The organism is Persicimonas caeni (assembly GCF_006517175.1).
Lineage (GTDB): Bacteria > Myxococcota_A > Bradymonadia > Bradymonadales > Bradymonadaceae > Persicimonas > Persicimonas caeni.
This window is the reverse complement of the sequence record NZ_CP041186.1, coordinates 5,453,800-5,478,728: the sequence shown is the minus strand read 5'-3', so window position 1 is coordinate 5,478,728 and position 24,929 is coordinate 5,453,800. Positions and strand designations below refer to the sequence as shown.

Genomic DNA, 24,929 nt, shown 5'->3' with positions numbered 1-24,929 from the left:
CTTATGAAGCCGTCTATCGCGAAAATCCGAGGGTTCTTCGACCGTTCCCACCGCGACGAGAGCGGTGCGGTGGCCCTGTTGTGCCTGGCGGCGGTGCTCGCCCTGATGATGGTGGCGTGGATCATCGTCGACGCCCACAAGTCAACCAAAGACAAGATCATGCTGCAGGGCGCCGCCGACACCGCCGCGTTCAGCCACGCGTCGGTCGAGGCGCGCTCGATGAACATGATCGCCTACTCCAACATCTCCAAGCGCTCCATCGTCGGCATCCACTCGCTGTACCCGAGCTTTTTCGCCGCCTACACCGTGTGGCTGGCGGGCAAAGTCGCCGACTGCTTGAAGATCCCGCCGAACCTGGGCGCCTGCGCCACGGCCATCTACAACGCGCCGACGTGGATATCGGAGTTTATCGGTGACCACGTCAAATATTCAGGCGACCCCATCACGCCCTATATCGAGGCGGCCGCCGAGGGCTTGACCGACATCGTCGGCACCATCTCGGGACTCAAAGACGGCCTCGACGAGCTCGGCTTCGGCATCGACTTGAGCCCGCTGGGCTCGGGCAACTCGGAGAACGCGCACCTGTCGGATATCCGCGCGCTCGACAATTACCAGCACTACATGCTGCACATCACCCCGTGGTGGGCCTTTACCGAGCACCTGTCGCGCGGCTGGCGAAACGGCGCCTCGGCGGTGGCGAGTTTCCCGCCGCCTCCCGGGCGGGTGACCATCGGGCTGAGCGCGATCCAGAACGTCATCGACAAGATCAACACCGCGCTGAGCCTCTTCGGCATCCAGACCATCGATCTGACCACCTTCCACGGCAACGACAACCTGCCCATCTCGAAGGCGAGCTGGGGCAGCGGGTTTTTGTCGCCGCCCCCGGCGGTCAACTGGATGTGCCAGATGGTCACCGGCTATTCGAACTGCGGACTGTCGCTCGACTCGCTGGGCAGCTACTCGCTCAGCTCGCTCAAGTCGATGGGCAACGAGTCGTATATCGTCGAGCACATCGCCAACACCATCCGCCACAAGCAGGAGTCGGGCGTCGACGCTGCCAACGGCTTTGTGATGGCCACCGGCCCCACGCTCTTCTTCGCCACCGTCGGCCTGCTCTACTCCGACTCGGTCTTCGGCGAGACGGCCTTCCCCTACGAGATCGACGGCGGAAGCGGTGGCGAGTGGCTCAAGCGCACCTCGAATATGGTGTTCGCCTACCACAACGACCCGTCGCGCTTTGACGAGGACCGCCAAAAATACGGCTTTCTGTCGCGCGAATACACGCACGCCGCCGGCCTCATCGACGACCTGATGTACAAGTCGAGCGGCTATTGGACGATGGCCAAGAGCGAAATCACGTTCAACGGCAGCGGCTTTCCGCCCGACGTGTGGCACCCGAGTTGGACGGCGCGCATGCGCCCGGTCCACCTGCCCGGGGAGTTCAGCGACGCGGGCTTCCAGATGAACGACGCGTACATGCAGACGCTTCCTTACCTGGCCCTGAGCGCGCAGGTCGCCTCGGTGACCAGCAGCGGCGCGCTCGACGCGATTTTGAACTCCTTGCGCGACATGGCCATGATGCATATCTACACGTCAGCCATGGGTGACTCGACCTCCGGCGGGATTGCAAAATGAACCAGCCCCACACACAACAGGCAGATATGTTCGAGCGACTCGTTCGCGGACTTCGCCAAGGTCTGGTCGGCCGGGGATTGCGCGCGTTTCACGTGGATCAGCGCGGCTCGACGCTCACCGAGTTCGTCATCGTGCTGCCCATCTTCGTGCTGATCTTCAACGGCGTGATGATCTTGGGCGAGTTTACCCGCAAGGGCTCCGAGGCGCCCATTCGCGCCTACAAAGAGACCTTCGACCAGGCACTGGTCTTCCAGAAGGACTTCTTTACGGCCGACTGGAACCTGCAGCCGTCGCTCGCCGCCGTGGACGCCGCCGACCAACTCGCCGGCACCGCCGTGCTCGGCTCGGGCACGTCGCCGGCGCACAACACCTCGACGGCCGTCGAGATCACGTCGAACGTCACCGAAGGCGCCGCCTACGCGGGGATGGGCTTTCGCGGCACGATGGGCGAATCGTACGCACGCGCCGAGACCATCGCGGTGGTCCCGGGCACCAAGCTGTACGGCCGTGAGGGCGCCGGGCCTGCCTGGCCGTCCGACTCGACGCGCCTGGACGGCACAGGCGAAGAAGACCGGTTGACCTCCGACCTCAAAGACCTGGTCGGCGAGTCCAAATACGCCTTCGCCATGCTCAACGACGGTGTGTCGCCGAGCTCGTTCAGCTCGTCGGGCGGCAGCGCCTTCAGCACGCTCAACTCGTTGATCACCGCCGCCGGCATTCGCCCGGCGTTCGGCGCGGGCCTGCGCTACGGGACCGTGTCGGCGCGCCACAAAGAGGACTTCTCTTTTGCCGGGCGCACCATCTCGATCGATGCGCACTTCAGCACGCTCGTGCCTCCGGGGACCACAGGCGACTCGAGCTGTCCGGTCTTCGGCCAGGGCCCGCGCTGCGACGCCGCGCGCGCGACGACCGTCTCGCGGCTGACCATGGAGGGCCACGAGCAGTACAAGGACCTGATGGGCATCCAGTTCAGCAACCCGTTGGACAGCGTCAACGAAAACGTCGACCCGTACCCCTAACGAACCCGAGCGCGCCGCTCAGGAGCAGACGATGGCTTCACTCAAGTCGACGCTTATCACCTTTGGCAAGCTGGGCCTGGCCGGCGCGTCTATCTGCGCCATCGCCGGGATCATGGCCGTCTACCAGCCCGACGGCACTATCCAGGACTCCCAAGCCGACATCCTGGACATGAGCTTCATCGAGCTGTCCAACTCGGCCAAATTTGCCAGCGCCCTGGACAACTTGGGACACGACGAGCCGCAGAGCTTCAGCATCAACGGCAACGTCGTCCACTTCTCGGTCAACTACAGCCGCAAGCATCCGCGCGAGTTGATGAAGGATTACCAGGAGGAGTTCGTAAACCAAGGCCTCAACAAAAAGGCCTGGACGGAGAACAACTCCTTTGGCACCGGCGACCAGATGCTGCTCGACGGCATGACCGGCGGCGTGGTGCCCACGATGAAGCGCGGCGACGAGTACTACGCCATGGGCGGCGTCGTGCCGGCCAACGGCGCCGACGACGAAGACGGACTCCTCGCCCTGGGCAGGTCGCGCGACCCGGACCACCGCAAGGTCTTCAAGGGCCACCACTTTGTCGAGATGTTCTGGGACCGCGAAAAACACCGCTCGACGGTGACCGCGACCTGGAGCGACGAGAACTTCGACTACCTCAAGATGGTCGGCGCCAAGGGCGGTGACGTCGACGTCGACATGGAGGTGCCCGCCTGTCCGAGCTGCAGCCGGATCAGCCGCGTGCGCGACCTCGACCCGAACCGAAGCTACTCGAGCAACGTCTACTCGGGCACCAAAAACAAGCGCGATCTCATCGGCTTCTACCGCAAAGCGATGGCCAAGCGCGGCTGGGTCGAGACCGAATCCTCGTCGATGTTCACCAAGATGCGCCCCTTCGTCGAATTCCAGGGCGACGAGGCGAGCTTCATGCAGTTCACCAAAGGTGGGCGCTTTCTGACCATCGTCGGCTACCCCGACAAGACCGGCAACACCGTCATTCACACCGTCTTGGGAATCTGAGCGCCTTTTCGTGCACCATTGACGTGCTAGATTTGCAACGATAGCTACGTATGCGTTGTGCTACTTGTTGCCCCGGGCCGTCATGGAATACCGCGGACTCACCCTCGATCGCTTTCAAGAAGACGCGATCAACTACATCGAAGATGGCAACAGCGTCCTTGTGGCTGCCCCGACGGGCACCGGCAAGACGCTGGTCGCCGACTACCTCATCGAGCATATCCTCGAGCAGGATGGCGAAGTCATCTACACCGCGCCGGTCAAGGCGCTCTCCAACCAGAAATACCGCGAGTACACCGCCCAGTTCGGCCGCGACAAGGTCGGGCTGGTCACCGGTGACCTGGTGATCAACCGCGATGCGCCGGTGCGCATCATGACCACCGAGATCTTGCGCAATATGCTCTTGGAGGGCGGCCACGGCGGCATCATCAGCGACGAGGAAGGCGGCGAAGCCCCCGACGAGGCCGAGCGCGCCGAACTCGAAGCGACCGCCAGCCCCTCGGACACCCACCTGCCCGAGATCGACCGGCTGCAGGCGGTGATCATCGACGAGATTCACTTCCTGGACGACCCCGAGCGCGGCACCGTCTGGGAGGAGCTTCTCATCTACCTACCCACGCGCATTCGCATCCTCGGCCTGTCTGCGACCGCCTCGAACCTCGAGGAGATGGCCACCTGGCTGTCCGAGATTCGCGAGACCGACGTCAAGGTGGTCCGCGAGGACAAGCGCGCGGTGCCGCTGTCGATGTATATGGCCAGCCTCGAGACGGGCATCGTGCCGGTGGAGCGCTACAACAAGCTCTACAAGAGCTGGAAGCGCGGCCAAGGCGGCGGTGGTGGTCGTGGACGAGGACGCGGTCGCGGTCGCGGGCGCAGTCGCGGCGGGCGAAACGGCGGAAAGTCGAAGACCGAGACGACGCGCCACTACCACGTCTTCGACATGATGCAGGATTGGCGCTACCCGGCGCTCTACTTCATCTTCAGCCGAAAGCTCGTCGAGCAGCTCGCCGAGGGCCTGGCCCGCGGCGACACCGGCCGCCAGATCGGCCGCATGGCCAAGACCAAAGAGATCAACAAGCACCTGCGCAAGTTCGAGGAGACTTACCCGAACGTCTTGACGCCGCGCTCCAAAGCGACGCTGCGCAAGGGCATCGCCTGGCACCACGCCGGCATCCACGTGGCGCTCAAGGCGCTGGTCGAGGAGCTCTACGAGGCGCGGCTCATCAACGTGCTCTACTGCACGTCGACGTTTGCGCTGGGCATCAACATGCCCGCCCGAACGGTCGTCTTCGACGGACTGACCAAGTACAACGGCACCGAGATCGTGCCGCTGACGGTGCGCGAGTACATGCAGATGGCCGGCCGCGCCGGCCGCCGCGGCATCGACGAGCACGGCGACGTCATCGTGCGCCAAGATTTTCATCAGTACGACGAGGTCCGCGGACTCTTGCGCAAGCTTATGAGCGACGAGTCCGAGCCGGTCGAGTCGTCCTTCAACCTGTCGTTCCACTCGGTGGTCAACCTGGTCGCGCGCTTCTCGGAGGACGAGATCCGCGACATGCTCGAGCGCAGCTTCAAGGCGTTCCAATCGGGCACCAGCGCCAAGCAACTCGAAGAGCGCATCGCCGAGCGCGAGGCGCAATTCGGCGACGACGAGGACGAGAGCGACCTGACCCCCGACGCGATGCAGCGGCGCCGTAAAAAGCGCCGCAAGCTCTCCTCGCTCAAGCGCGAGCTCGCCGAGGCCCAGCGCCCCCGGCTGTGGGAGGACTTCCAGCGCAAGCTGCAATTCCTGCGCACTTACAACTACCTGACCGCCGACAACGAGCTCGAGCCGCCGGCGCGCATCCTGCGCCACATCAAGATCGAGGAGATCTTCCTCACCGAGCTTATCCTCGCCGGCCACCTCGAAGACCTGACCCCCGAAGAACTCTTCGGCACGATGTGCGGCCTAGTCGTCGAACTCGCCCGCAGCGCGCGGGTCCGCAAACCCGACGACGACAAGTGGTGGGAGATCTTCTCCAAGTTCAACGCGGTTTTCGAATCCGAAATCGTCGTCCACTCCGAAGACCTGGTCGACTCACACACCGTCTTCACCCCCGAGGTGATGCCTCTGGGCGAGCGCTGGGCGCGCGGCGACAGCCTCAACGAGATCTTGGAAGACATCAAAAACCCGACCGACATGTCCGGCGACCTCGTCGGTACCTTCCGACGCGCCAAGGACATGATCGGCCAGATTCGCGATGTCTACTTTGCGGATGCGGAGCGCAGGAAGGAGTTGACGCGCTTGATTCGTACGGTGAGCCGCGATGAGGTGGAGGTGCTCGACTAAATCCAAGTCCTCCTCTCCGCCCGTAGCGCCAGCGAAGGGATGGAGAGGACCGAGGAGAGGCCTCCCTTTCCATGTAGCGAAGCGAAATGGAGAGGGACCGAGGGAGAGGACAACGGCAATGCCCACAAGAAAGCCGGGCCAGCGATAGTGCTGGCCCGGGTGGTTTCCTCCTCCTGAATCCTCCTCCACTTCGCTTCGCTTCGTGGAAGAGGACGCCTCTCCTTGGTCCTCTCCTTCCCTTCGCTTCGCTGCGGGCGGAGAGGAAAATGTCGCATTAATTGAGCTTCACAGCCAATTCATTTGAGCTTTACGGCGAGGAAGATCGTGCGTCCGTCGCGCATCACCAGCAGCCGGAGCGGCTTGCCGTCGTCGTGCTTCGACAGCGCCTTCTTGAGGCGTTTGGGCGAATTCACCTTATACTTACCCACCTGCATGATGATATCGCCGGGGCGCAGCACGCGGGCGGCGGGCGAGTCGGGGACGACCTGCTGGACGAGGACGCCCTTGCCTGCTTTGGCGCCGAGGCGCTCGGCGGTCTGGGCGTCGACGCCGCTGACGGCTACGCCGAGCTTGGCGTCGCCGGCGTCGTCGTCGCTCGCGGGCACTGCTTCGGGGCGGCTGGCGTCGGGGCGCTCGGCGACGGTGACGTTGAGCGAGCGTTTTTTGCCGTCGCGGATCACCTTGGCCGAGGCCTTTTCGCCGGGCTTGGTGCCGGCGACGGCCAAGAGCAGGCTCTTGACGTCTTTCGTACGCTTGCCGTTGAAGTGGGTCACGATGTCGCCGGGGCGGATGCCCGCTTTGGCGGCGGGGCCGCCGTCTTCAACCGAGCCGATGAGCACGCCCGTGCCTTCTTTGACGCCGAAGCTCTCGGCGAGCTCGTCGTCGAGTTCTTGGATGCCGGTGCCGATATAGCCGCGGCTGACGTAGCCGTTGTCGCGAAGCTGCGGCACGATCTGCTTGACCATGTCGATGGGCACCGCAAAGCCAATCCCTTGGCCGCCGCGGATGATCGCGGTGTTCACGCCGATGACCTCACCATTCATGTTGAACAGCGGGCCGCCCGAGTTGCCCGGGTTGATGCTGGCGTCGGTCTGGATGAAGTTGTCGTAGGGGCCGTGGCCGATATTGCGGCCCTTGGCGCTGACGATGCCGGCGGTCACCGAGTAGTCGAGGCCGAAGGGGTTGCCGATGGCGACGACCCACTGGCCGACCTTCAGATCACTAGACGTGCCCAGCTCGACGGCCGGCAGCTTCGTCTTGGCCTTGATCTTGACCAGCGCGATGTCGGTCTTCTCGTCCGTACCCACCACCTTGGCCGGGTACGAGTCGCCATTGTGAAGGATGACGGTGACCGTGTCGGCGTCGGCGACCACGTGGTTGTTGGTCAAGACGTAGCCGTCTTCATCGACGATGAATCCGGAGCCCTGCCCCATCTGCGGCCGGCTGGGCATCTGCCCCATGAAGGGGTGCTTGCCCGCCTTGGCCTTCGTCTCGGCCTTGATGGCCACGACCTTCTCCTTTTGCTTCTCGAAGACGTTCGAGACGTTGGGGAGGCCGGCGACCTGCGGGGATGTCTGAGTCTTCTTGGCGCCCGTTTCGGCCTGGGCCTGCGAGACCACCGGCAGCGCCGAGTTGGCCTGTCCACCGACTACCGAGCCTCCGACCGCCGAGACGAGGGGAAGCGCCAGGAAGGTTACGAGTGCGGCAAACGTTATTTTGATGCGTTTTGAGATACGGCTATTTGTTTTCGTGCTCACGTCCATCTTCTTGCACCTCGAAAGCTTCGTTAAATCCCAGCGAACAAGAGCCTTTCATCGTTTGACAGTCGCGCGTCGGGATGCGAACAGCGTCGCCATTCAAGTGCATTAACGACAGATTTGTGAAAATTAATCCGAAGCCCGAGGCCACAACAAATGCACGTGCTTTACACGTGATGTGGCCGACACTACCTTCGGGCAGCATCGATACAGGGCGCTCAATTGCCCCAACCTGAAGAAATCAAGATGACGATTCGTAACGAATACTCCGGCGACCAGCCGGCTAGTCAAAATAACCGAGTTCTCGAGGACGCTTACCCGCTGGGTGAGTTGATGGAGCAGACGCTCGCGCCGCTGGCGGGTGACGACGCCGAGGAGCGCCGCGCCTACGCGGACCTTCCCCGGAAGACACTGCAGGACCTGCAGTGGAACCAGGTGCTCGACCTCGTCGCCGGCCACGCGGTGACCCCCGAGGGCCGCGAGATCGCGTTGCGGCTGATGCCGCTCTCCGATCGCGGCGCCGTCGAGCGACGCCTGGCCGAGACCGCCGAGGCCATCCGCCTGCTCGATGACGACGACGCCCCGCCCTTGCGCGGGCTTCGCGACATCCGCAAGGCCGTCGCCCACGTCACCCGTGAGGGCTCGCTTGTGGGCGAAGACCTCGCCGCCATCGCTCAGAACTGCGACGTCGCCTCGCGAAACCACCGCTTTTTCAAGAGCCGCGCCGACCGCCTCCCCTATCTGGGGCAGGTGGGCGGCAAGATCGACCCGTGCGACGAGCTTCGCCGCGAGCTGCACCACGCCGTCGAGCCGGGCGGCCAGATCAGCGAGCGGGCCAGCGCCCAGATTCGAAAGCTTCGCCGGTCGGTCCAAAACCAGCACGACCGACTGCGCTCGCGCATCGACCAGCTCTTGCGCCGCCACGACATCGAGACGCACCTTCAAGACGAGTACTTCACGGTGCGCGACGAGCGCTACGTACTCCCGGTGCGCGTGGGCGCCAAGACTCAGGTCGCCGGCATCGTGCACGGCTATTCGTCGAGCGGACAGACCGCCTTCATCGAGCCGCAGGAGCTCGTCGACCTCAACAACGAGCTCCGCTGGGCGGAGATCGAGCTCGAGGAAGAGGAGAATCGCGTCCTGCAGCGCCTGTCGCGCCTCGTCGCCGAGTACGCCCCGCGCCTCGAGCGCAACACCGAAGTGCTCGCCTACCTCGACGTCATCGTCGCCGGCGCCCGCTTCGGCGAGAGCGTCGAGGCGACCATCCCGGCGGTGTCGGACAAGAAGGTCGAGCTCAAGCGCGTGCGCCATCCCCTGCTCTACCTGCAGCACCAGCGCGAGGTCGACGGCGAGGTGGTCTCGGACGTGGTCGCCAACGACCTGATCATCGACCCCGACAAACGCGTGCTGGTCATCTCGGGCCCCAACACCGGCGGTAAGACCGTGCTCTTGAAGAGCATGGGCCTGTGCGCCCTGATGACCCACTGCGGACTCCCCATTCCGGCCGACGACGGTAGTAAGGTGCCGCTCTACGAGTCGATCTTCACCGACATCGGCGACGAGCAGTCGATCGAGCGCGACCTGAGTACGTTCTCGGGTCACCTGACCAATATCAACACGTTTTTGGGCCGCTGCGGCCCCAATAGCCTGGTGCTCTTGGACGAGCTGTTCACCGGCACCGACCCCTTGCAGGGCGCCGCGTTGGCGATCTCGCTACTCGAAGAGCTCGCCGAGCGCGGCTCGACCACGGCGGTGACCACACACCTGGAGAACCTGAAGACGCTGGCCATCCAGCACGACGAGTTCGCCAACGCCTCGATGGGCTTCGACATCGACTCGCTCGAGCCGACCTATCGGCTGACACTGGGCATCCCGGGAAGCTCCTTTGCCGTGCGCATCGCGCGGCGTCTGGGTTTCCCGGACAAGCTCGTCGACCGGGCCATCCAGGTGCTCGAGGGCGAAGACCACCACAGCGTCGACGAGGTCCTGGCCTCGCTCGAAGACCAGCTCGGCGAGCTTCGCTCCGAGCGCAACCGCTTCGAGCAGCAACGTCGTCACGCCGAGCACCAGAAGAAGAAATTCGAGAAGAAGTACCGCGAGCTTCGCGAAAAGGAGCGCGAGTCGGTCCACGAAGAGACGCGGAAGCTCAAAGAGCAGCTTCGCGGCGCGCGTGACCTGATTCGCGAGAAGCTCAAGGAGGTCCAGCAATCGGGCACCGTCGAGCGCGGAAGCGACGTCGACGCCAAGGCGCTGACCGAGATCCAAAAGCAGCTCCGCGGCGCCGAGAAGACCATCGAGAAGGCCAGCGAGCAGACGCGCCCGCCCAAGCCCGGTCCCAAAGGCCTGGTGCGCGTGCCGGCCGACGAGATCGAAAACGGCCTGGAGGTCTTCGTGGGCTCGTTCAACCGAAAGGGCTCGGTGCTCGACTACAGCGAAGGCGACGACCAGGCGCGTGTGCAAATCGGCGCGCTGAAGGCCAACGTCGACGTCGACGACCTGTTCTACCCGAGCGAGGCCCAACGCCGCAGCCACAAGCGTGGACGGCGCAGCGGTGGTGGCGGTCGGAGCGGCGGAGGCGGCGGCCGACACCACGAGCCCGAGTACGCCGAGACCGACGCCTCGCTGGCCATCCCGCAGACCGGCGACAACACCGTCGACCTGCGCGGCCTTCGCGTCGACGAGGCGCTCGAGAAGCTCGAGATGTTCATGGACCACGCGTTCCTGAAGAACCGCGCCGGCGTCCATATCATCCACGGCCACGGCACCGGCGCGCTCAAGCGCGCGGTGCGCGGTTATCTCGTCGACTCTCCGTACGCCAGCGACTTTCGCCCCGGCGACAAAAACGAAGGTGGTGACGGCGTGACCGTGGCCGCCCTGGCCTCGAACGTCGAGCATTAGGAAGAGGCATGTGGTCGGAGTTTCTGCATCATATCACCCTGCATTTCCCCATCGTGCTCACGCTGGTCATCGCCGGCGTGGGCCTGTGGTCGCTCAAAGACGATATCCCCCAGTTTCGGCTCTTCATTCGCTGGGTCGGCTGGGCGTGCTTTGCGATGACCACGGTGACCGTCGTCTCCGGCATCCTCGCCGCACCGGGCTGGTTCGGCGGCGACGGCTCCTACGATCTCACCCACCACCGCAACCTCGGCCTGACAGCCTGGGTTGTGATGGGCATCGCTGCATTTTCGTTCGAGAAAGGCGTGCGTGAAGACCACGACGACTGGCGCAAATTCGCCATCGGCGTGTGGTGTGTGACGGCGTTCGCCGTGGTCGGCACCGGCCACTGGGGCGGCACGGAGTTGCACCAAGACAAGCTGCCTTGGATTGAACAGGTTGAGGAGGAGTTAGACTAAGAGCAGGCCTTGCTGGGCCTACTCTTTGTTCTGAACCACCTGTCCAAACGGGTTCTCGCTATCGCTCGAGCCTTCGGGCATGCCCTTTTCGACGGGCTTGCCGTCGGCGAGATAGTTCGAGAAGCGCAGCGGCAGGCTTTCGGACATGGGGAATTCAGGGGTATTTTGCAGGTGGACGTGCACGTTGGGCTGCAGAGAGCGCCCGGAGTTGCCGCACTCGCCGATCTTTTGGCCCCGCTCGACGGTGTCGCCTTCGTCGACGGGGATCGAGCCTTCCTTCATGTGGGCGACGAAGAGGTACTCTTTGTCGTCGACGCGGATGATGACGTAGTTGCCCATGACCGACTGGGCGTCGAATTCGCCGGCCACGTTGTCCTTGCGCTCTTTGTCGACGGTGACGACCTCGCCGCCCACCGGAGCGAGCACCGGCTCGCCGTAGCAGTAGTAGTCGGAGAGCTTGTCTCCGTCTCCCTTGTGGCGCTCGCCGTCGACGAGCTTGGTGAAGTCGTAGCCCCACCGGTAGGTGGGCGTGGTCGCGTGGTAATTCGTGTCGGTAGAGTCGCCGCCGGCCGTGACCACCCACTCACCGTCGAAGGGGAGCCGGTAGGTGTGCTCGGACTCGAAGTCCTCGGTCGACAGAGGCACGGCGAAGAGCGGGACGTTTCCGAAGAAGCCGATCGCCAGCAACACGCTGAAGGCGATGGTGCGCGAGCGGCGCATCACCGGGCGGTTGAACATCGTCTTGATGAGCCCCCACAGCGTCACCGGGAGCGTCAGTGCGCCCAGCGCCGAGATGATGAAGCCGTGCGTGTAGACGCTGACTTCGCCCAGGCGCAACAACACGACCACCCACGCGATCACTGTGATGGCGCCCATCAACAGGGCCACTTTCGTCCACAGCTCCCAGCCTTCGGTTTCCTCGGGCGGACGCGACGTCGGGGAAGCCTGCTCGGCGGCGGAATCGACGGCAGGTTCTTCTTGTTTCGAAGATTGTTCTTGTGAAGTTTGCTCGCTCATAGACGTCACTCGGGTACAGAAATCGCCGACAGTCGGCCTCGGAGACGAAAAACCACGAAACTCCGGGCGCGTCAACTGCGCACCCTGCTAACGAGCGTATTCCCAGCGTTCTTCCAGCAGGTTTCGAGACTTATTTGTTGTCCTGCGACACCGTGGTTGCTATCGTGGCGGCACACTGGTGCGGTAAGACTGAGAAACCATGCCCATTTGTCCAAAGTGTCACGGGGAGAATCCTGAACTCGGAGCCAAGTGTCCGCGAGACGGCCACTACTATATCTACGATGACGCCATCGCAGATGCCGAGAAAGATGACTGGATAGGCAAGCTGGCCGCCGACAAGTACGTCATCTTGTCGCTGATCAGCGAAGGCGGCATGGGCGCAGTCTACCGAGCCATGCAGCTTCCCGTACAGCGCGAGGTCGCCTTCAAGGTCTTGCGCGCCGAGTTGCAGGACTCCGACCAGGGACAGGATCGCTTCGCACGCGAAGCGCGCGCCGTCTCGAAGCTGACCCACCCGAATATCATCACGATGCACGACTTCGGGGTCGACGACGATGGCCATCCGTTCATGGTCATGGAGTACGCCCCCGGAAAGAGCCTGGCCGACTGGATGATGCAGCCCGGCCTCAAGCTCGACCGCATCTCCCATGTATTTCGCCAGATCTTGTCGGCGCTGTCCGAGGCGCACCAGCAAGGCATCATCCACCGCGATCTGAAGCCCGAAAACCTCATCGTCACCAAGACGGGCAGCGACAGCGACTATATCAAGCTGCTCGACTTCGGCATCGCGCGCATGGTCCACGACGGCGCCACGCGTGGGCTGACCCGGGAAGGCGAAGTCTTCGGCACGCCCCACTACATGGCGCCGGAGCAGGCGCAGGGCAAAAAGGATATCGGCCCGCCGGCCGACGTGTACGCGCTGGGCATCATGTTCTACGAGATGCTCAGCGGCGACTGCCCGTTCGACGCGCCCACGCCGCTGTCGATCCTGTACATGCACATCAACGACGACCTGCCCGAGCTGACGCCGCGAAACGGGATCACCCTGCCCGACCCGTTGCGCCAGGTCGTCTTGAAGGCGACGGCCAAGGCCCCCGAAGATCGCTACCAATCCGCCGGCGAGATGCTGGCGGCCTTCGACGCGGCCGTGGGCAATACCAGCGGACTCTTCGCCGCGCCCGCGGGGGTCTCGTCGGAGAATATCCAGCACACCCAAAATATGGGCGCCCAGCAACATATCCGCCGGGCGACCGCCGATACGCTGCACCTCGACGGAGGCCAGAAGCAGCGCATCACCGGCACCTCCAACGGTGTGCAGGTCCACGATCCCCAGAGCGGCGGCACGATGACCGCCGAGCTCGAAGCCCTCAAGTCGAGCAACGGCACCAAGTGGATTGTCGCCGGCGCGGTGCTCGCCGTGCTGCTGGGCGTGGGCGCCGCCCTGCTCTTTACGGGCGACGCCGGCACCGACTCGCCCACGCCCGACACCGAGCAGGCGGCTGCGGGCGCCAATGAAGGTAACGAGGCGTCTGCCGAGTCCGAGGCGAACGCTCCGGCCGACGACGAGGCTGTGGAACAAGCCGAGAATAACGCTGCAGACGACGAGCCTGCCGACGACGAGCCTTCAGACGAGCAAGTGGCGGTCCAAGACAAAGCCGCACAAGACGCTCCGAGCGCCGACCCCGCCGCAGCAGCGCTCGCCAAGGACGAGAGCGAGCCGACGGCAACGCGCCCGCCTGCGACAACTGGCGACAAGAAGGCCAACGACGACAAGCCCGAAACCGCCTCGGCACCTTCGACGACCAAACCGAAGTCGCCGACGCGCACCCCCGACACGACCGACGAGTCGCCCGACAAAGAGATCCGTCCCACGACCACCAAGCCCACCACGGTGGCCAAGGACGAGCCCAAAGACGAACCCAAAAAGTTCCAGCCCAAAAAGTTTCGCCCGAAGGCTCCGGCCGACGACGATTCGGACGACGAGCCCGAGAAGTTCCAGCCTCGGAAGTGGCGGCGCTGAGCACACTTTCTTGACTCAGCACCGCTATCGTAGGAAAACAAGGCAGTCGTCTCTGTAAGACCTACGCTTCCAACGCTTTTTCAGTCGCGCGATAGATAAGATGAAGATTTCGGCCCGGATCAAGCTCCTCAGCATCTGCATCATCGGCCTGCTCACCGTCCCTCCGTCCATGGCGTTTGCCGGCCCCGAAGAGGCCGCCGCGTACTACGAGGAGGCGTCTCAGGCCTACCAAGACGGGGACTACGAGAAAGCGGCCAGGCTGCTTCGGCGCGCCTTCGCCGAGGACTCGAACCTCATCTACAAGTACAACCGCATCCTCGCCCTGCAGGCGATGGGCGACTACGACACCGCCCTCGAAGAGCTCGACATCTGGGAGAACCGGATGAAAGAGGACGGGCGCTTTGACGACATCAAAGAGATCCGCGCCCAGCTCGAGAAGGCCAAAGCCGAAGCCGACGCCAAAGAGAAAGCGACCGCCGACAAGACCGACGACCAAAAAGACGGCGACCAAAAAGACGGCGACAAGGTCGCCGACGGCCAAGCTGTCGATGGGCCGGACAAGGTCGCACCGGCCGACGACGGGCCGAATTATCTGGGCTGGTCGCTTGTTGGCGTGGGTGCAGTCGGCCTGGGCTCTGCCGCCCTCTTTGGCTCGACGCTGCTCATCGACGACGTCGAATCGAACCTGACGTGCTCCGAGAACAAGGGCGCGGCCAATTGCTACCCGGAAGGCTCGGACGCAAGCGCGCTGTACCAGGAAGACTACGACACCTGGCAGACTCACCAGACGATCACCTGGGTGAGCCTGGGGATCGGCGCGGTCGCCCTCGTCGGCGGTGGCGCTGTGCTGCTGATGGACGCCTCCGAGCAGGATGCCGAAGCCGACGTGCCCGTCTCGGCCGACAACGCCGACGTGAGCTTCTCGCCGTATGTGGGCGCCGACGGCGCCGGCGGCGTTCTCCACATTTCTTTTTGAACCTGCCGGGCCCCCGGTCCGATCATGACTGTCCACGCCGCCGACCTGCTCGAGCAGAGCCTCGTCGAATCTGACTCGGCGGCACGGCTTCCGTCCGTCGACGACATCTCCAGCGCCTTCGAAGCGCTGCTGGAACGCCAGCAGGATGTCTACGACCAGATTCTGCTGCCCCATCTGGGCCTGGGCGAACGCATCGACATCAGTTCACAGTCGCTCGAAGTCGACGGCGAGACCGTCGACCTCGCCGGCGGCGAGATCTGGCTCTTCGACGGCCGCAGCCAACAGAGCTGGCTGCACGCCCCGCTCTTGCTCCCCTTCGAAGATCTCGACGACACGCTCATCCTCGTGCATCGCGACGACGTCTCCGACGAAGCCGCCGCCCGACTGCGCCCACCGATCGTGCCCGGCGTGCGCAACGCCCTGGCCGATCTCGAGTGGCTCGTCGTCGACAGCGGCGGCTACGAGGGCGGTCGGATGAACCACGACGAGTTCCTCGAGGAGATGGGCGAACACCGCTGGTACCGCATCGACCACGACTCGCAAACGAGCGCAGCGCGCTTCGAGCACTGGTTCGGCGAGAACGCCCAGAGCGGCTGGAGCGCCAACGTCTACGACGCCTTCGAGTACGGTGAGGATGGCCCGACGAGCTGGGAGACGCCGGCCAAACTCGCCGAAAAGTGGAAGAGCTCGCCTCACGAGCACGCCTTCGAGACGGCGGTCGTCCTCGACCAACTCGAAGACCCCTACGCCCTGCTCCGCCGGCTCCTTTGGCAGGACGCGCGCCTCGACATCGACCGCCTCGGCCCGCTGGCGATCTGGAAAGACCAGCCCGACGCGCTCTTCGAGTATAGCGACGCCGAGGACGGGCTCCTGACCGACCTGCCCGCCTGGCTGGCCGACCAGTTCGACGCCGACCCCGACGACTTCGACGCGCCCATCAACGACTGGTTCGGCCGCATCTGCCAGGGCACCCCGGTCGAGCTTCCGGGCGTGGGCATCGTCCACCACGTCATGCTGCCCCAGCTCGACCTGATGCGCCCGCGGCCGCTCTTGGGCCACGAGGCCCCCAAGACCACACGCCTGGCCCGCCAGCACGTCTTTGCCGCCGAGCCCGAGCCCGACGCCTAGCTCGACGCCTAGACAGGAATACATTGGCCTACTAAGAACGCTTTAGTCACTGTTTCGGAGGCAGCGCTTCAGTCACTGTTTGGAGGCAGCGCTTCCAGCGCTGGTCCAGACCTAGAAGGTCTGCCTCCAATGTCTCTTTTGGAGGCAGCGCTTCCAGCGCTGGTCTCCTATGTCAACGAATGTATTGGAGAACCCATGGGAACATTGAAAGCACGCCTTGATACCGCCGATCGCGACCGGGTCGTCGCCGACGTCGTCACGCTCATCGACAACGAGGTCAAGAGCAAGTCGGGGCTGTCGGGCATGGCCCTCAAGGGCGGCTACAAAGTCGTCAAAAAGCTCAAGGGCGGGCGCATGATCGACGACGCCGCCGACAACCTGCTCGACCCGTTCGCCGAGGCCCTCGACCCGCTCTACCAGGAGTACCTGGAGTCGGACAGCTTCGACACTTTCGAGCGCTACCTGTCGGCCCACCCCTCCGAGGCGACCAACGCGCTGTTGAGCATCACCGACGGCAAGGCCGAGCGCGCCGACAACAAGGTGCTCAAGAAGACCTACAAGAAGCTTCGCGGCCAGGCCGAAGGCCACGTCACCGACGCGCTGCCGGCGACCGGCCGCCTCATCGACAAGTACGCCCCCAAAGAATAAAGAGAATATGCAAGGAGTAGGACGCGCATGAGTGAACCGCGTCAAACGCGCGCCTTTGTGCTGCGCAAGGTCAACTACGGTGAGAACGATCTCATCGTCACCCTGCTGGGCCGAGACACCGGCAAGTTCTCGGCCATCGCCCGCGGCGCGCGCGCCAGCCGCAAGCGCTTCGGCGGCGGCTTGCAGCCGATGCGCTGCCTCGACCTGAGCTACACCCAGAAGTCGAGCGGCAACCTGGCGTTTTTGCGCGAGATCGACGTCGTCGAGGACTTCCCGGCTCTCGAGGGTGACTTCGACCGGATCACCATCGCCTCGTACGCCACCGAACTCGTGCGCGAGGTCTCCCAAGAGGCCAACCCCGACGTGGCCACCTTCGAGCTCTTGCGCGCGTTTTACCGCCAATTGTGCGACTCCGACGACAGCACGCTCGCCCTGCAGGCCGTGCTGCACCACTTCGAGCTGAACCTGCTCGAACTCCAGGGCACCCTGCCCTCCCTGGACGGCTGCTTTCGCTGTGGCGCCCCCGCCGACACGATGGACAAGATTCGCTGCATTCGCACCGGCGAGGGCCTGGTGTGCAACGCTTGCCGCCGCCCGGGCGAAGGCGTGGGCGTCATCCAGCCGGCCACCCTCGAGCTGCTTCACTACTTTCATACCCCCGGCCCCCAGGCCCCCCGCGGCTTGAGCGAGCCGGCCGTGGTCAACCAGGCGCGCCGCGTGGTCGACGCCAGCTTCGAGCAGATGCTCGACAAGCCGCTCAAGAGCCGCGTGATGCTCGAGACGGTCCTCGAAGACGCGTTTGCGTGAGCAATATTCCGGTTGCCTCCCGACCGTCTGCCGCCCATACTCGCAAAAGCTGTGAATAAATAGTTTTCGAACGGCCTTTTCGATGTTTTGCCACACCCGTCTGCATACCCGACCTCACCGAGGCGCACTCGCCTTCGTGACGACCACGGTTCTCTTGCTTCTCTCTTCGGCTCCGACCACGGCTTTCGCCCAAACCAAGGCTTTCGCCCCGCAAGACGAGCGACAAATCGCAAGTCCGACCGAAGAGCAGCACCGTCTCAACAACGAGGCGGCGCGCGCTATCGGCGAGGGTGACTACACCAAAGCCGTGTCGTACCTGCAGGAAGCGCTGTATATCGGCGAACTCAACATCACCTACCTGAACCTGGGGCGCGCCTATCAGTACATGGGCCGCTGCGAAAAGGCGCGCGAGACCCTGCAAAAGGTCTTCGATGCGCCGGCCCTCGAACGGCCCAAGCCGGAGTTTATCGACGCCAAAGCACGTGAATTCCTGGCCGAACTCGACGAAAGCTGCCAGAGCGGCCAAGAGGTCGAACTCGCCGAGGGCGGCGGTGAGCGAGGTGGCGCGGTACAAACGCCGAGTGTCGACGCCGAGCCAGCCCTGTCGGGCCGCGAGGTGCTCGCCTGGTCGAGCGTCGCCGGCGGGCTTGCGCTCGTGGGCGGCGGCGTCGGCATGCACTTCTGGGCCGAATCGGTGCGCGACGAGGTGCGCGAGCCCCGAGAGTTCGACGACCAGAATCGCGTGCTTCGCCCCACCCAGGCCACCGTCGAGGAGCACCAGAATCGCGCCAACACCCTCGACACCATCGGCTTGTCGATGGGCATCGTCGGCGGCGTCGCCGCGATCACGGGCACCTACCTACTGGTGACCGCCGACGACGCCGAGGCGCAGGTCAGCGTCGGCCCGAGCGTCGACGGTCGCGGCATCGTCATCGGCGGACGCTTCTGAGTTCTCCATCGAGGCATCTCTCCTCGCGCAATCGAGATTCGCAATGTTTGATTCAAGCTCTTCTCCGTCGAGACTCCAGCTCTCCTGCCTCCTGGTGGTGATTCTGGCCGTCGCCGCCGGCTGCGACCAGCAGCTCGACATCATGAACCAGCCATTCGCCTGCGACGAGCCCTCCGATTGCGCGTCCGGGTACGTGTGTGACGAGGCGCAAAACCTGTGCGTCGAGATAGGAACGCGCCTCGATACGGGCCCGCCGCTGGACTCCTCGACGGACGCCTCCGATACGACCGACACACGAGACGCGGCCGACGTATCGGATGCCTCCGACGCGACCGACACCTCGGACGTGCTCGATGCGTCCGACGCCACCGATACGACCGACGCCGCCGACGCCGCCGATACGACCGACACGTCCGACACAGACGACGCCGACTCCGGCGGAGGCGAGATCGTACCGGAGGTCATCATCGCCGCGTCGAGCAGCGCCACCTGCGCGGTGGTCCCCTCGGGGCAAGCATTCTGCTGGGGCGCCAATGACGTGGGCACCCTCGGGCTCGGCTTTACGCAGAACCTGCCGTCTGAGGACCCGGTGGGAGAAGTCTCGATGACCAATCTGGGCAGCGCGACCTTCGTCGCCGAGCCCGGCGCGATCGACGGCGGCGGGTCGACCATGTGCGCTATCGCCTCCGACGGCAACGTGTATTGCTGGGGCGGCAATGGCGAGCTCCTGGGCAGCCCGCAGGCCGTCGTCGACGAACCCACGCCAATCGCCAACCCGACCGGCCAGAGACTCGTGCAGGTCTCGGTAGGTCAGCATCACGCCTGCGCCGTCTCCGACAGCGGCGATGCCTACTGCTGGGGCGACCACACCTACGGCCAACTCGGCAGCTTCGGGGCGACCGAGGACGTCGCCGAGCTCCAGGCGGTCGCCACCCAGAGCCTCGATCCGGGAGAGGTCTTCGTCGAAGTGGCCTGCGGCGATCGACACACGTGCGCGTCGACCTCACAGAACCGTGTTTTTTGCTGGGGCGACAACTCGAACGATCAACTCGCCGTGCCCGACGTCGCGTCCACCACCTCCGTGCCGCGCGTGATCGACAGTCCCGTCTGGGGCCGCACGGCCACCCTCACCCAACTCGACGCCTCGATGAAGGCGAGCTGCGCGGTCGTCGACGCGACCCCGGTCAGCACGCATACGATTTACTGCTGGGGACGAAACACGTCCGGCAAACTGGGGGCCCTGGACCCCGGCCACGTCCTCACTGAACCGCTGGAGGTCGAGCCGGCGGCCAACGCCGCTAACGTCGAGTTTCGGCGGGTGTCGACCAACTTCAACCACACCTGCGCGGTGGCCGACGACGGCCAGATCTACTGCTGGGGCCGAAAGGAGCACAAGCTGGGGACGGTCTTCCCCAGCATCTCGGGATCGGATATTCCTCACCCCGACCGCCCCATCGACGGAGGCCGTCAGTATCTCGACGTGGCCGTGGGCACCAATCACTCGTGCGGGGTGAGCGTGGCCAACGAGGTCTTCTGTTGGGGCCATAACGAGAACTATCGACTCGGCGTGTCGGGTCCTGACACGCCCACGCCCCAACAGGTTGTATTTCCCAGCCGATAGATTATCGTGGGCACCCCGTCGCCCAATCACTCGCGCCGAGGGTCAGCGTGTCCATTCATCCGGGAGCACAACTGATCGACGCAGGCAGCGTCATCGATGGCCGCTACGAGTTAACCGCTCGGCTCGGCGAGGGCGGCTTTGCGCGCGTTTGGCGTGCCCACGACCACAACACCGGCAGGCAGGTGGCCGTCAAAGTGCTCGGCCTCGAGCGCCTGCAGGGCCAGCCCGACCTGCGCCGCACGGTCCTCGAGCGCTTCGCCCAGGAAGCCCGCATCGCCGCCAGCGTCGAGCACCCCAACGTGGTGCGCATCTTCGACTACGGCACCTTCGAGGCGATCGACACACCGTTTATCGTCATGGAGTTGATGGAGGGGCACGACCTCGAGACGCAGATCTTCGAGCGCCCGTTTCTGCCGGCCGAGCGCGCGTTGCCGCTCTTCGCCGGGTGCCTCGACGCGCTCGGCTGGGCGCACAAAAAGGGCGTGGTCCACAAGGACCTCAAGCCGGGCAACGTCTTCTTCGCCAACCCGAACACCCCCGACGAGGCGTTTCGCCTGCTCGACTTCGGCACCGCCTTTCTCGACAACGCCGCCGCCGGCCGTCTGACCGCCACCGGCGAGATTTTGGGCACGCCCCAGTACATGGCCCCCGAATATATCGACGAGCAGGTCGTCAGCCCCGCGCTCGACGTCTACCAGATGGGTCTGATCTTGGCCGAGTTGCTCTCCGGGCGCCCCGTGGTCGACGCGCCGACACCCATGGCGTGCATGCTCGAGCACCTGAGCGGCGAGTACGAGCTGCCGCGCGCGCTCATGCAGAGCGCGGTGGGCCCGGTACTCCAGGCAGCGCTGCAGACCGACCCCGCCGAGCGTTTCGAAGACGCCGCCGCGTTCGCCCGGGCCCTTCGCCAGGTCGACGCCTCGCAGGTGCCGGCGATCCCTCCCGGCAAGATCCCCATGGCGCGCCCGAGCACCACCCAACTCCTCGCGCCGGGCGCCTACCAGGACACCGTGCAGATGAGCCTCGACCCACAGCGCGCCGAGACGCTGCGCGGCCTGGGCGGCCCCCGGCTCGACGAATTGCAGACCGTCCCCGGCATCTCGGCCGACCTCGCCCGCCGCCTCGTCGAGCTCGACGATGCCCTCGTCGCCTCCGAGGCCGACGACGACCTGGCCACGCGCAAGACGCAGACCTGGACCAAAGAACCCCCCGAGGTGGCGCCGCGTACCGAAACCGTCCCGCCGCCGGCTCAGACGCCGTCGCGGCGGACAATGGTGATCGCCGTCCTGGTCGCCGCCGCGCTCCTCTTGGGCGGCGCCACCGCATGGTTGCTCGTCGACGCCGGGTCGTCGACCGCGACAAAGCCGGCGAAGGAAGTCGAGTCGGCACCTGGTTCCCCAACCAAGCCCGCGCAGGAAATCAACTCGGCACCTGGTTCCGAAACCAACCCCGCGCAGAAAGCGCAGCCGGCAGAGACGACGCCCGCAGAGCCGGCGTCGAACGCCAACTCGGCAAAAGAGACGCCCACAAAGCCGAAGTCGAACGTCAAAACGGCCAAAGAGAAGCCCGCAAAGCCAAAATCGAAAACCGACGAGGCCTCTGCGACCCTCCAGAAGCCGAAATCGACAGTCGAGCAGACATCCGGTTCCGAAACCAAGCCCGAGCAGAAAATCGAGCGGACATCTGGTTCCGAAACCAAGCCCGATTCAACGACCGACGAGGCCTCTGCGACCGTCGAAAAGGCCGAATCGACGACCGAGACGGCCCCTGAGGCCGATACAGAGCCCGAATCGACCGAAGACGCCCCCTATGACTGGGCCGTCGCAGACTGACGAGCACCGCCATGACCGAAAATGCCGACCAACTCGACATCTTGAGCTTCGGCGAAGCCCTCGTCGACTTCCTGCCCGACCGGCGCGGCAAGCTGCGCCACGTCGACAGCTTCCACAAAGCTGTGGGCGGCGCGCCGGCCAACGTCGCCCTGGGGCTCGCCCGCCTGGGACGCCGCGTCGGCTTTCTGAGCAACGTGGGCGCCGACGAATTCGGCGCGTACCTGCGTGAGGCGCTCGAGCGCGAGGGCGTCGACGTCACTGGCGTACACGACGTCTCGGGCGTCAAGACCGGCGTCACCTTCGTGAGCCTCGACCACGACGGCGACCGAAGCTTCTTGTTCTTTCGCGAGCCGAGCGCCGACCTGAGCGTCACCCCCGACGACGTCGACGAGGCCCTCGTCGCCCGCAGCCGCATCGTCCACCTGGGCAGCAACCTGATGACCGAGCCCGACCCGCGCGCCGCGACCTTGCGCCTGCTCGATCTGGCCGAAGAGCACGGCTGTCTGGTGTCGACCGACCCCAATATTCGCCTGCACCTGTGGAAAGACCACGCCGAGACCCGCCGCCAGGTCGACGCCCTGCTCCGCCGCTGCGACCTCATCAAGCTCAACGACGACGAGCTCGCCTTCGTCGGCGAGGGCAAGTCGGCGCGCGAGGTGTGGGAAGACATCATTCGGCCCAACGGCGCGCTCGCGCTCGTGGTCACGCATGGCGCCGACGGCGCCGAAGTCTTCTGCGGCGACGTACACGCCCGGGTCGACGCGCCCGAGGTCGAGGTCGTCGATACGACCGGGGCGGGCGATGGGTTTGTGTCGGGCATGCTCACCGCGATTTGCGAGGCGGTCGGCGAAGCTGAGCTTCGCGAGAGCATCGCCTCGTGGGACGAGGCGCAGTGGGAGCGTGTGCTCGGGTTGGGCTGTGCGTGCGGGGCGAAGGTGTGTGAGCAGTTGGGAGCTACGCCGGGATTGCCCCGGCGTGGGGAGGTGTGAGTGCATACCTGCAACACCTAGACGCCCCGCCCCACCTCAACTATGGTCACCTCGTCAAGTACGCCCCGTTCTTTCGAGGTAATCAATGTTCGTTTCAAGCCGCCTGTCCGCCCTTCTCCTCGCCGTCGCCCTCGTCGCGAGCGCCTGCACGCAACCGCAGACCAAGCCCGACAAGGCCGAGCCGCCCAAAAAAGACCCGGTGGCCGTCAAGGTCATCTCGTTCAACGACCTGCACGGCAACCTGGAGGCCCCGTCGGGCAAGGTGACCGTCGACGGCGAGCGCGTCGAGGCGGGCGGCGTGGCGTTCATGAAGGCGTATGTAGACAAGCTCAAAGGCGAGCACCCCAACACCATCGTGGTGTCGGCGGGCGACCTCGTCGGAGCCAGCCCGCTGGTATCTTCGGTCTTTCACGACGAGCCGACCATCGAGGCGATGAACCAGCTCCCCCTCGACCTCATCGCCGTGGGCAACCACGAGTTCGACGAGGGCTGGGAAGAGCTGCTTCGCCTGCAGAACGGCGGCTGTCACCCGGAGACGGGCTGCCAGACCGGCGAGAGCTTCGAAGGCGCCAAATTCCAGTTCCTGGCGGCCAACGTCATCAAGAAAGACGACGGCAAGACGATCTTTCCGGCGCACCAGGTCAAAGAGTACGACGGGCTGCCGGTCGGCTTTATCGGCCTGACGCTCGAGGGCACCGACAAGATCGTGTCGCCCGAGGCCGTCGAGGGCCTCGAGTTTCGCGATGAGGTCGAGGTGATCAACGAGTCGACCGCCGCGCTGCAAAGCGAAGGCGTCGAGGCCATCGTCGTGCTCATCCACGAGGGCGCCCGGCCCAGCAAAGAGCTCGACTCGGTCAGCGACTGCGGCGACATCGAAGGCCCGGTGGTCGACATCGTCAAAAACTCGAGCGAGGCGGTCGACGTCTTCGTGACCGGCCACTCCCACAAGACCTACGTGTGCGAGATCGACGGCAAGCTCGTCACCAGCGCCAAGTCCTACGGGCGCCTGCTCACCGAGATCGACCTGACCCTCGACCCCGAGACGCGCGACGTCGTCGAAAAGAAGGCGGTCAACCACGTCGTCTACAACGACAAAGAGCCCGCCAACACCCAGATGGCCGAGCTGGTCGAGACCTACGTCGACAAGTCGGCCGCGGTGGCCAACCGCAGCGTGGGCACGGTCACCGCGAGCATCTCGCGCGAGGCCAACGAGGCCGGCGAATCGGCGCTGGGCGACGTCATCGCCGACGCCCAGCTCGCCGCCACGAAGGCCGCCGACAAGGGCGGCGCCCAGGTCGCCTTCATGAACCCGGGCGGCATCCGCTCGAGCCTGGAGGCCAAGGACGCCACCGCCGAGAAGCCGGCCACGGTCACCTACGAAGACCTGCACCGCGCCCAGCCCTTCGGCAACACCCTGATGACGATGACCCTGACCGGCGCCCAGATCCACGACCTGCTCGAGATGCAATGGTCGGGCTCGCACCCCAAGATTCTGCAGGTCTCCGAGGGCTTCAGCTACACCTGGAACCCCGACGACGCCCCGGGCGACCGTGTCGACCTCGAGCAGATCGAGCTCAACGGCCAGCCGATCGACGCCGAGCAGGGCTACCGCGTGACGGTCAACAGCTTCCTGGCGTCGGGCGGCGACGGGTTCACGATTTTGAAGGAAGGCACGGAGCGCCGACCGGGGGCGATCGACCTGGACGTGCTCGCCGACTACTTCGAGCTGAACTCACCGGTCGAGCCCGGCTCACAAGACCGCATCAAGCTGGAGGAATGAGGTTTCGGGGGCCTCTTGGCCTCGCTTCCCTCGGTGCGGGGGCATCTTGCCCTCGCT

The 24,929-nt window shown here is 64.9% G+C and carries 18 protein-coding genes; 16 read left to right on the top strand and 2 right to left on the bottom strand.

The window, feature by feature from the left end:
• The first annotated feature begins 3 nt into the window (after positions 1 to 3).
• The 4 genes from FIV42_RS20150 (at position 4) to FIV42_RS20135 (ending at position 5,995) form a co-directional block, all read left to right on the top strand.
• Positions 4 to 1,635 carry a hypothetical protein gene (locus FIV42_RS20150; protein ID WP_141199433.1) on the top strand — a complete coding sequence of 544 codons (1,632 nt, stop codon included), beginning with the start codon at positions 4 to 6 and terminating at the stop codon, positions 1,633 to 1,635.
• Positions 1,632 to 2,654: a TadE/TadG family type IV pilus assembly protein gene (locus FIV42_RS20145; RefSeq protein WP_141199432.1), complete on the top strand. Its 1,023-nt coding sequence runs from the start codon at positions 1,632 to 1,634 to the stop codon at positions 2,652 to 2,654. Before FIV42_RS20150 ends, FIV42_RS20145 begins: the two co-directional genes overlap by 4 nt.
• A gap of 31 nt (positions 2,655 to 2,685) precedes the next feature.
• Positions 2,686 to 3,666 carry a hypothetical protein gene (locus tag FIV42_RS20140; protein ID WP_141199431.1) on the top strand — a complete coding sequence of 327 codons (981 nt, stop codon included), beginning with the start codon at positions 2,686 to 2,688 and terminating at the stop codon, positions 3,664 to 3,666.
• Between the two features lie 82 nt (positions 3,667 to 3,748).
• On the top strand, positions 3,749 to 5,995 hold the full coding sequence (locus tag FIV42_RS20135) for a DEAD/DEAH box helicase (RefSeq protein WP_141199430.1): 2,247 nt from the start codon (positions 3,749 to 3,751) through the stop codon (positions 5,993 to 5,995).
• A gap of 296 nt (positions 5,996 to 6,291) precedes the next feature.
• Here the strand turns inward: FIV42_RS20135 and FIV42_RS20130 are convergent, their stop codons facing one another.
• Positions 6,292 to 7,752, bottom strand: a complete 1,461-nt coding sequence (locus FIV42_RS20130; RefSeq protein WP_168210803.1) for a trypsin-like peptidase domain-containing protein — start codon at positions 7,750 to 7,752, stop codon at positions 6,292 to 6,294.
• 246 nt (positions 7,753 to 7,998) lie between these two features.
• Between FIV42_RS20130 and FIV42_RS20125 the strand changes: the two genes are divergently transcribed.
• Both FIV42_RS20125 and FIV42_RS20120 read left to right on the top strand, forming a co-directional pair.
• Positions 7,999 to 10,650 carry an endonuclease MutS2 gene (locus tag FIV42_RS20125; RefSeq protein WP_141199428.1) on the top strand — a complete coding sequence of 884 codons (2,652 nt, stop codon included), beginning with the start codon at positions 7,999 to 8,001 and terminating at the stop codon, positions 10,648 to 10,650.
• Positions 10,651 to 10,658: 8 nt separating this feature from the next.
• Positions 10,659 to 11,105 (top strand): hypothetical protein, encoded by a 447-nt coding sequence (locus FIV42_RS20120; RefSeq protein ID WP_141199427.1) that lies wholly within the window; start codon positions 10,659 to 10,661, stop codon positions 11,103 to 11,105.
• Between the two features lie 18 nt (positions 11,106 to 11,123).
• Here the strand turns inward: FIV42_RS20120 and FIV42_RS20115 are convergent, their stop codons facing one another.
• The gene (locus FIV42_RS20115) at positions 11,124 to 12,122 is read right to left on the bottom strand and encodes a M23 family metallopeptidase (protein WP_141199426.1); all 999 of its coding nucleotides are present in this window, start codon (positions 12,120 to 12,122) and stop codon (positions 11,124 to 11,126) included.
• Between the two features lie 199 nt (positions 12,123 to 12,321).
• On the opposite strand from FIV42_RS20115, the gene FIV42_RS20110 reads away from it, so the two are divergent.
• From FIV42_RS20110 to FIV42_RS20060, 10 genes are all read left to right on the top strand, one after another.
• A complete protein-coding gene (locus FIV42_RS20110; RefSeq protein WP_141199425.1) occupies positions 12,322 to 14,142 on the top strand; it encodes a serine/threonine protein kinase in 1,821 nt (606 codons plus the stop codon).
• 100 nt (positions 14,143 to 14,242) lie between these two features.
• On the top strand, positions 14,243 to 15,118 hold the full coding sequence (locus tag FIV42_RS20105; RefSeq protein ID WP_141199424.1) for a tetratricopeptide repeat protein: 876 nt from the start codon (positions 14,243 to 14,245) through the stop codon (positions 15,116 to 15,118).
• Positions 15,119 to 15,142: 24 nt separating this feature from the next.
• Positions 15,143 to 16,246: a hypothetical protein gene (locus FIV42_RS20100; RefSeq protein ID WP_141199423.1), complete on the top strand. Its 1,104-nt coding sequence runs from the start codon at positions 15,143 to 15,145 to the stop codon at positions 16,244 to 16,246.
• Between the two features lie 195 nt (positions 16,247 to 16,441).
• Positions 16,442 to 16,894: a DUF6918 family protein gene (locus FIV42_RS20095; RefSeq protein ID WP_141199422.1), complete on the top strand. Its 453-nt coding sequence runs from the start codon at positions 16,442 to 16,444 to the stop codon at positions 16,892 to 16,894.
• 27 nt (positions 16,895 to 16,921) lie between these two features.
• Positions 16,922 to 17,701, top strand: coding sequence for a DNA repair protein RecO (gene recO, locus FIV42_RS20090; protein ID WP_141199421.1), 780 nt, complete (start codon positions 16,922 to 16,924; stop codon positions 17,699 to 17,701).
• A gap of 136 nt (positions 17,702 to 17,837) precedes the next feature.
• Positions 17,838 to 18,650: a tetratricopeptide repeat protein gene (locus FIV42_RS20085; protein ID WP_168210802.1), complete on the top strand. Its 813-nt coding sequence runs from the start codon at positions 17,838 to 17,840 to the stop codon at positions 18,648 to 18,650.
• 43 nt (positions 18,651 to 18,693) lie between these two features.
• Entirely contained in the window at positions 18,694 to 20,271 is a 1,578-nt protein-coding gene (locus tag FIV42_RS30265) for an RCC1 domain-containing protein (protein WP_168210801.1), read from the top strand.
• Between the two features lie 47 nt (positions 20,272 to 20,318).
• Positions 20,319 to 22,103, top strand: coding sequence for a serine/threonine protein kinase (locus FIV42_RS20070; RefSeq protein WP_168210800.1), 1,785 nt, complete (start codon positions 20,319 to 20,321; stop codon positions 22,101 to 22,103).
• Positions 22,104 to 22,114: 11 nt separating this feature from the next.
• On the top strand, positions 22,115 to 23,092 hold the full coding sequence (locus FIV42_RS20065) for a carbohydrate kinase family protein (RefSeq protein WP_141199416.1): 978 nt from the start codon (positions 22,115 to 22,117) through the stop codon (positions 23,090 to 23,092).
• Between the two features lie 85 nt (positions 23,093 to 23,177).
• The gene (locus FIV42_RS20060) at positions 23,178 to 24,872 is read left to right on the top strand and encodes a bifunctional metallophosphatase/5'-nucleotidase (protein ID WP_141199415.1); all 1,695 of its coding nucleotides are present in this window, start codon (positions 23,178 to 23,180) and stop codon (positions 24,870 to 24,872) included.
• Positions 24,873 to 24,929 lie beyond the last annotated feature (57 nt).

Coding starts and splice junctions, on each gene's coding strand:
- FIV42_RS20125 (WP_141199428.1), top strand. CDS start 7,999: ATGACGATTCGTAACGAATACTCCGGCGACCAGCCGGCTAGTCAAAAT.
- FIV42_RS20105 (WP_141199424.1), top strand. CDS start 14,243: ATGAAGATTTCGGCCCGGATCAAGCTCCTCAGCATCTGCATCATCGGC.
- FIV42_RS20145 (WP_141199432.1), top strand. CDS start 1,632: ATGAACCAGCCCCACACACAACAGGCAGATATGTTCGAGCGACTCGTT.
- FIV42_RS20065 (WP_141199416.1), top strand. CDS start 22,115: ATGACCGAAAATGCCGACCAACTCGACATCTTGAGCTTCGGCGAAGCC.
- FIV42_RS20135 (WP_141199430.1), top strand. CDS start 3,749: ATGGAATACCGCGGACTCACCCTCGATCGCTTTCAAGAAGACGCGATC.
- FIV42_RS20060 (WP_141199415.1), top strand. CDS start 23,178: ATGTTCGTTTCAAGCCGCCTGTCCGCCCTTCTCCTCGCCGTCGCCCTC.
- FIV42_RS20115 (WP_141199426.1), bottom strand. CDS start 12,122: ATGAGCGAGCAAACTTCACAAGAACAATCTTCGAAACAAGAAGAACCT.
- FIV42_RS20110 (WP_141199425.1), top strand. CDS start 12,322: ATGCCCATTTGTCCAAAGTGTCACGGGGAGAATCCTGAACTCGGAGCC.
- FIV42_RS20095 (WP_141199422.1), top strand. CDS start 16,442: ATGGGAACATTGAAAGCACGCCTTGATACCGCCGATCGCGACCGGGTC.
- FIV42_RS30265 (WP_168210801.1), top strand. CDS start 18,694: ATGTTTGATTCAAGCTCTTCTCCGTCGAGACTCCAGCTCTCCTGCCTC.
- FIV42_RS20140 (WP_141199431.1), top strand. CDS start 2,686: ATGGCTTCACTCAAGTCGACGCTTATCACCTTTGGCAAGCTGGGCCTG.
- recO (WP_141199421.1), top strand. CDS start 16,922: ATGAGTGAACCGCGTCAAACGCGCGCCTTTGTGCTGCGCAAGGTCAAC.
- FIV42_RS20100 (WP_141199423.1), top strand. CDS start 15,143: ATGACTGTCCACGCCGCCGACCTGCTCGAGCAGAGCCTCGTCGAATCT.
- FIV42_RS20150 (WP_141199433.1), top strand. CDS start 4: ATGAAGCCGTCTATCGCGAAAATCCGAGGGTTCTTCGACCGTTCCCAC.
- FIV42_RS20120 (WP_141199427.1), top strand. CDS start 10,659: ATGTGGTCGGAGTTTCTGCATCATATCACCCTGCATTTCCCCATCGTG.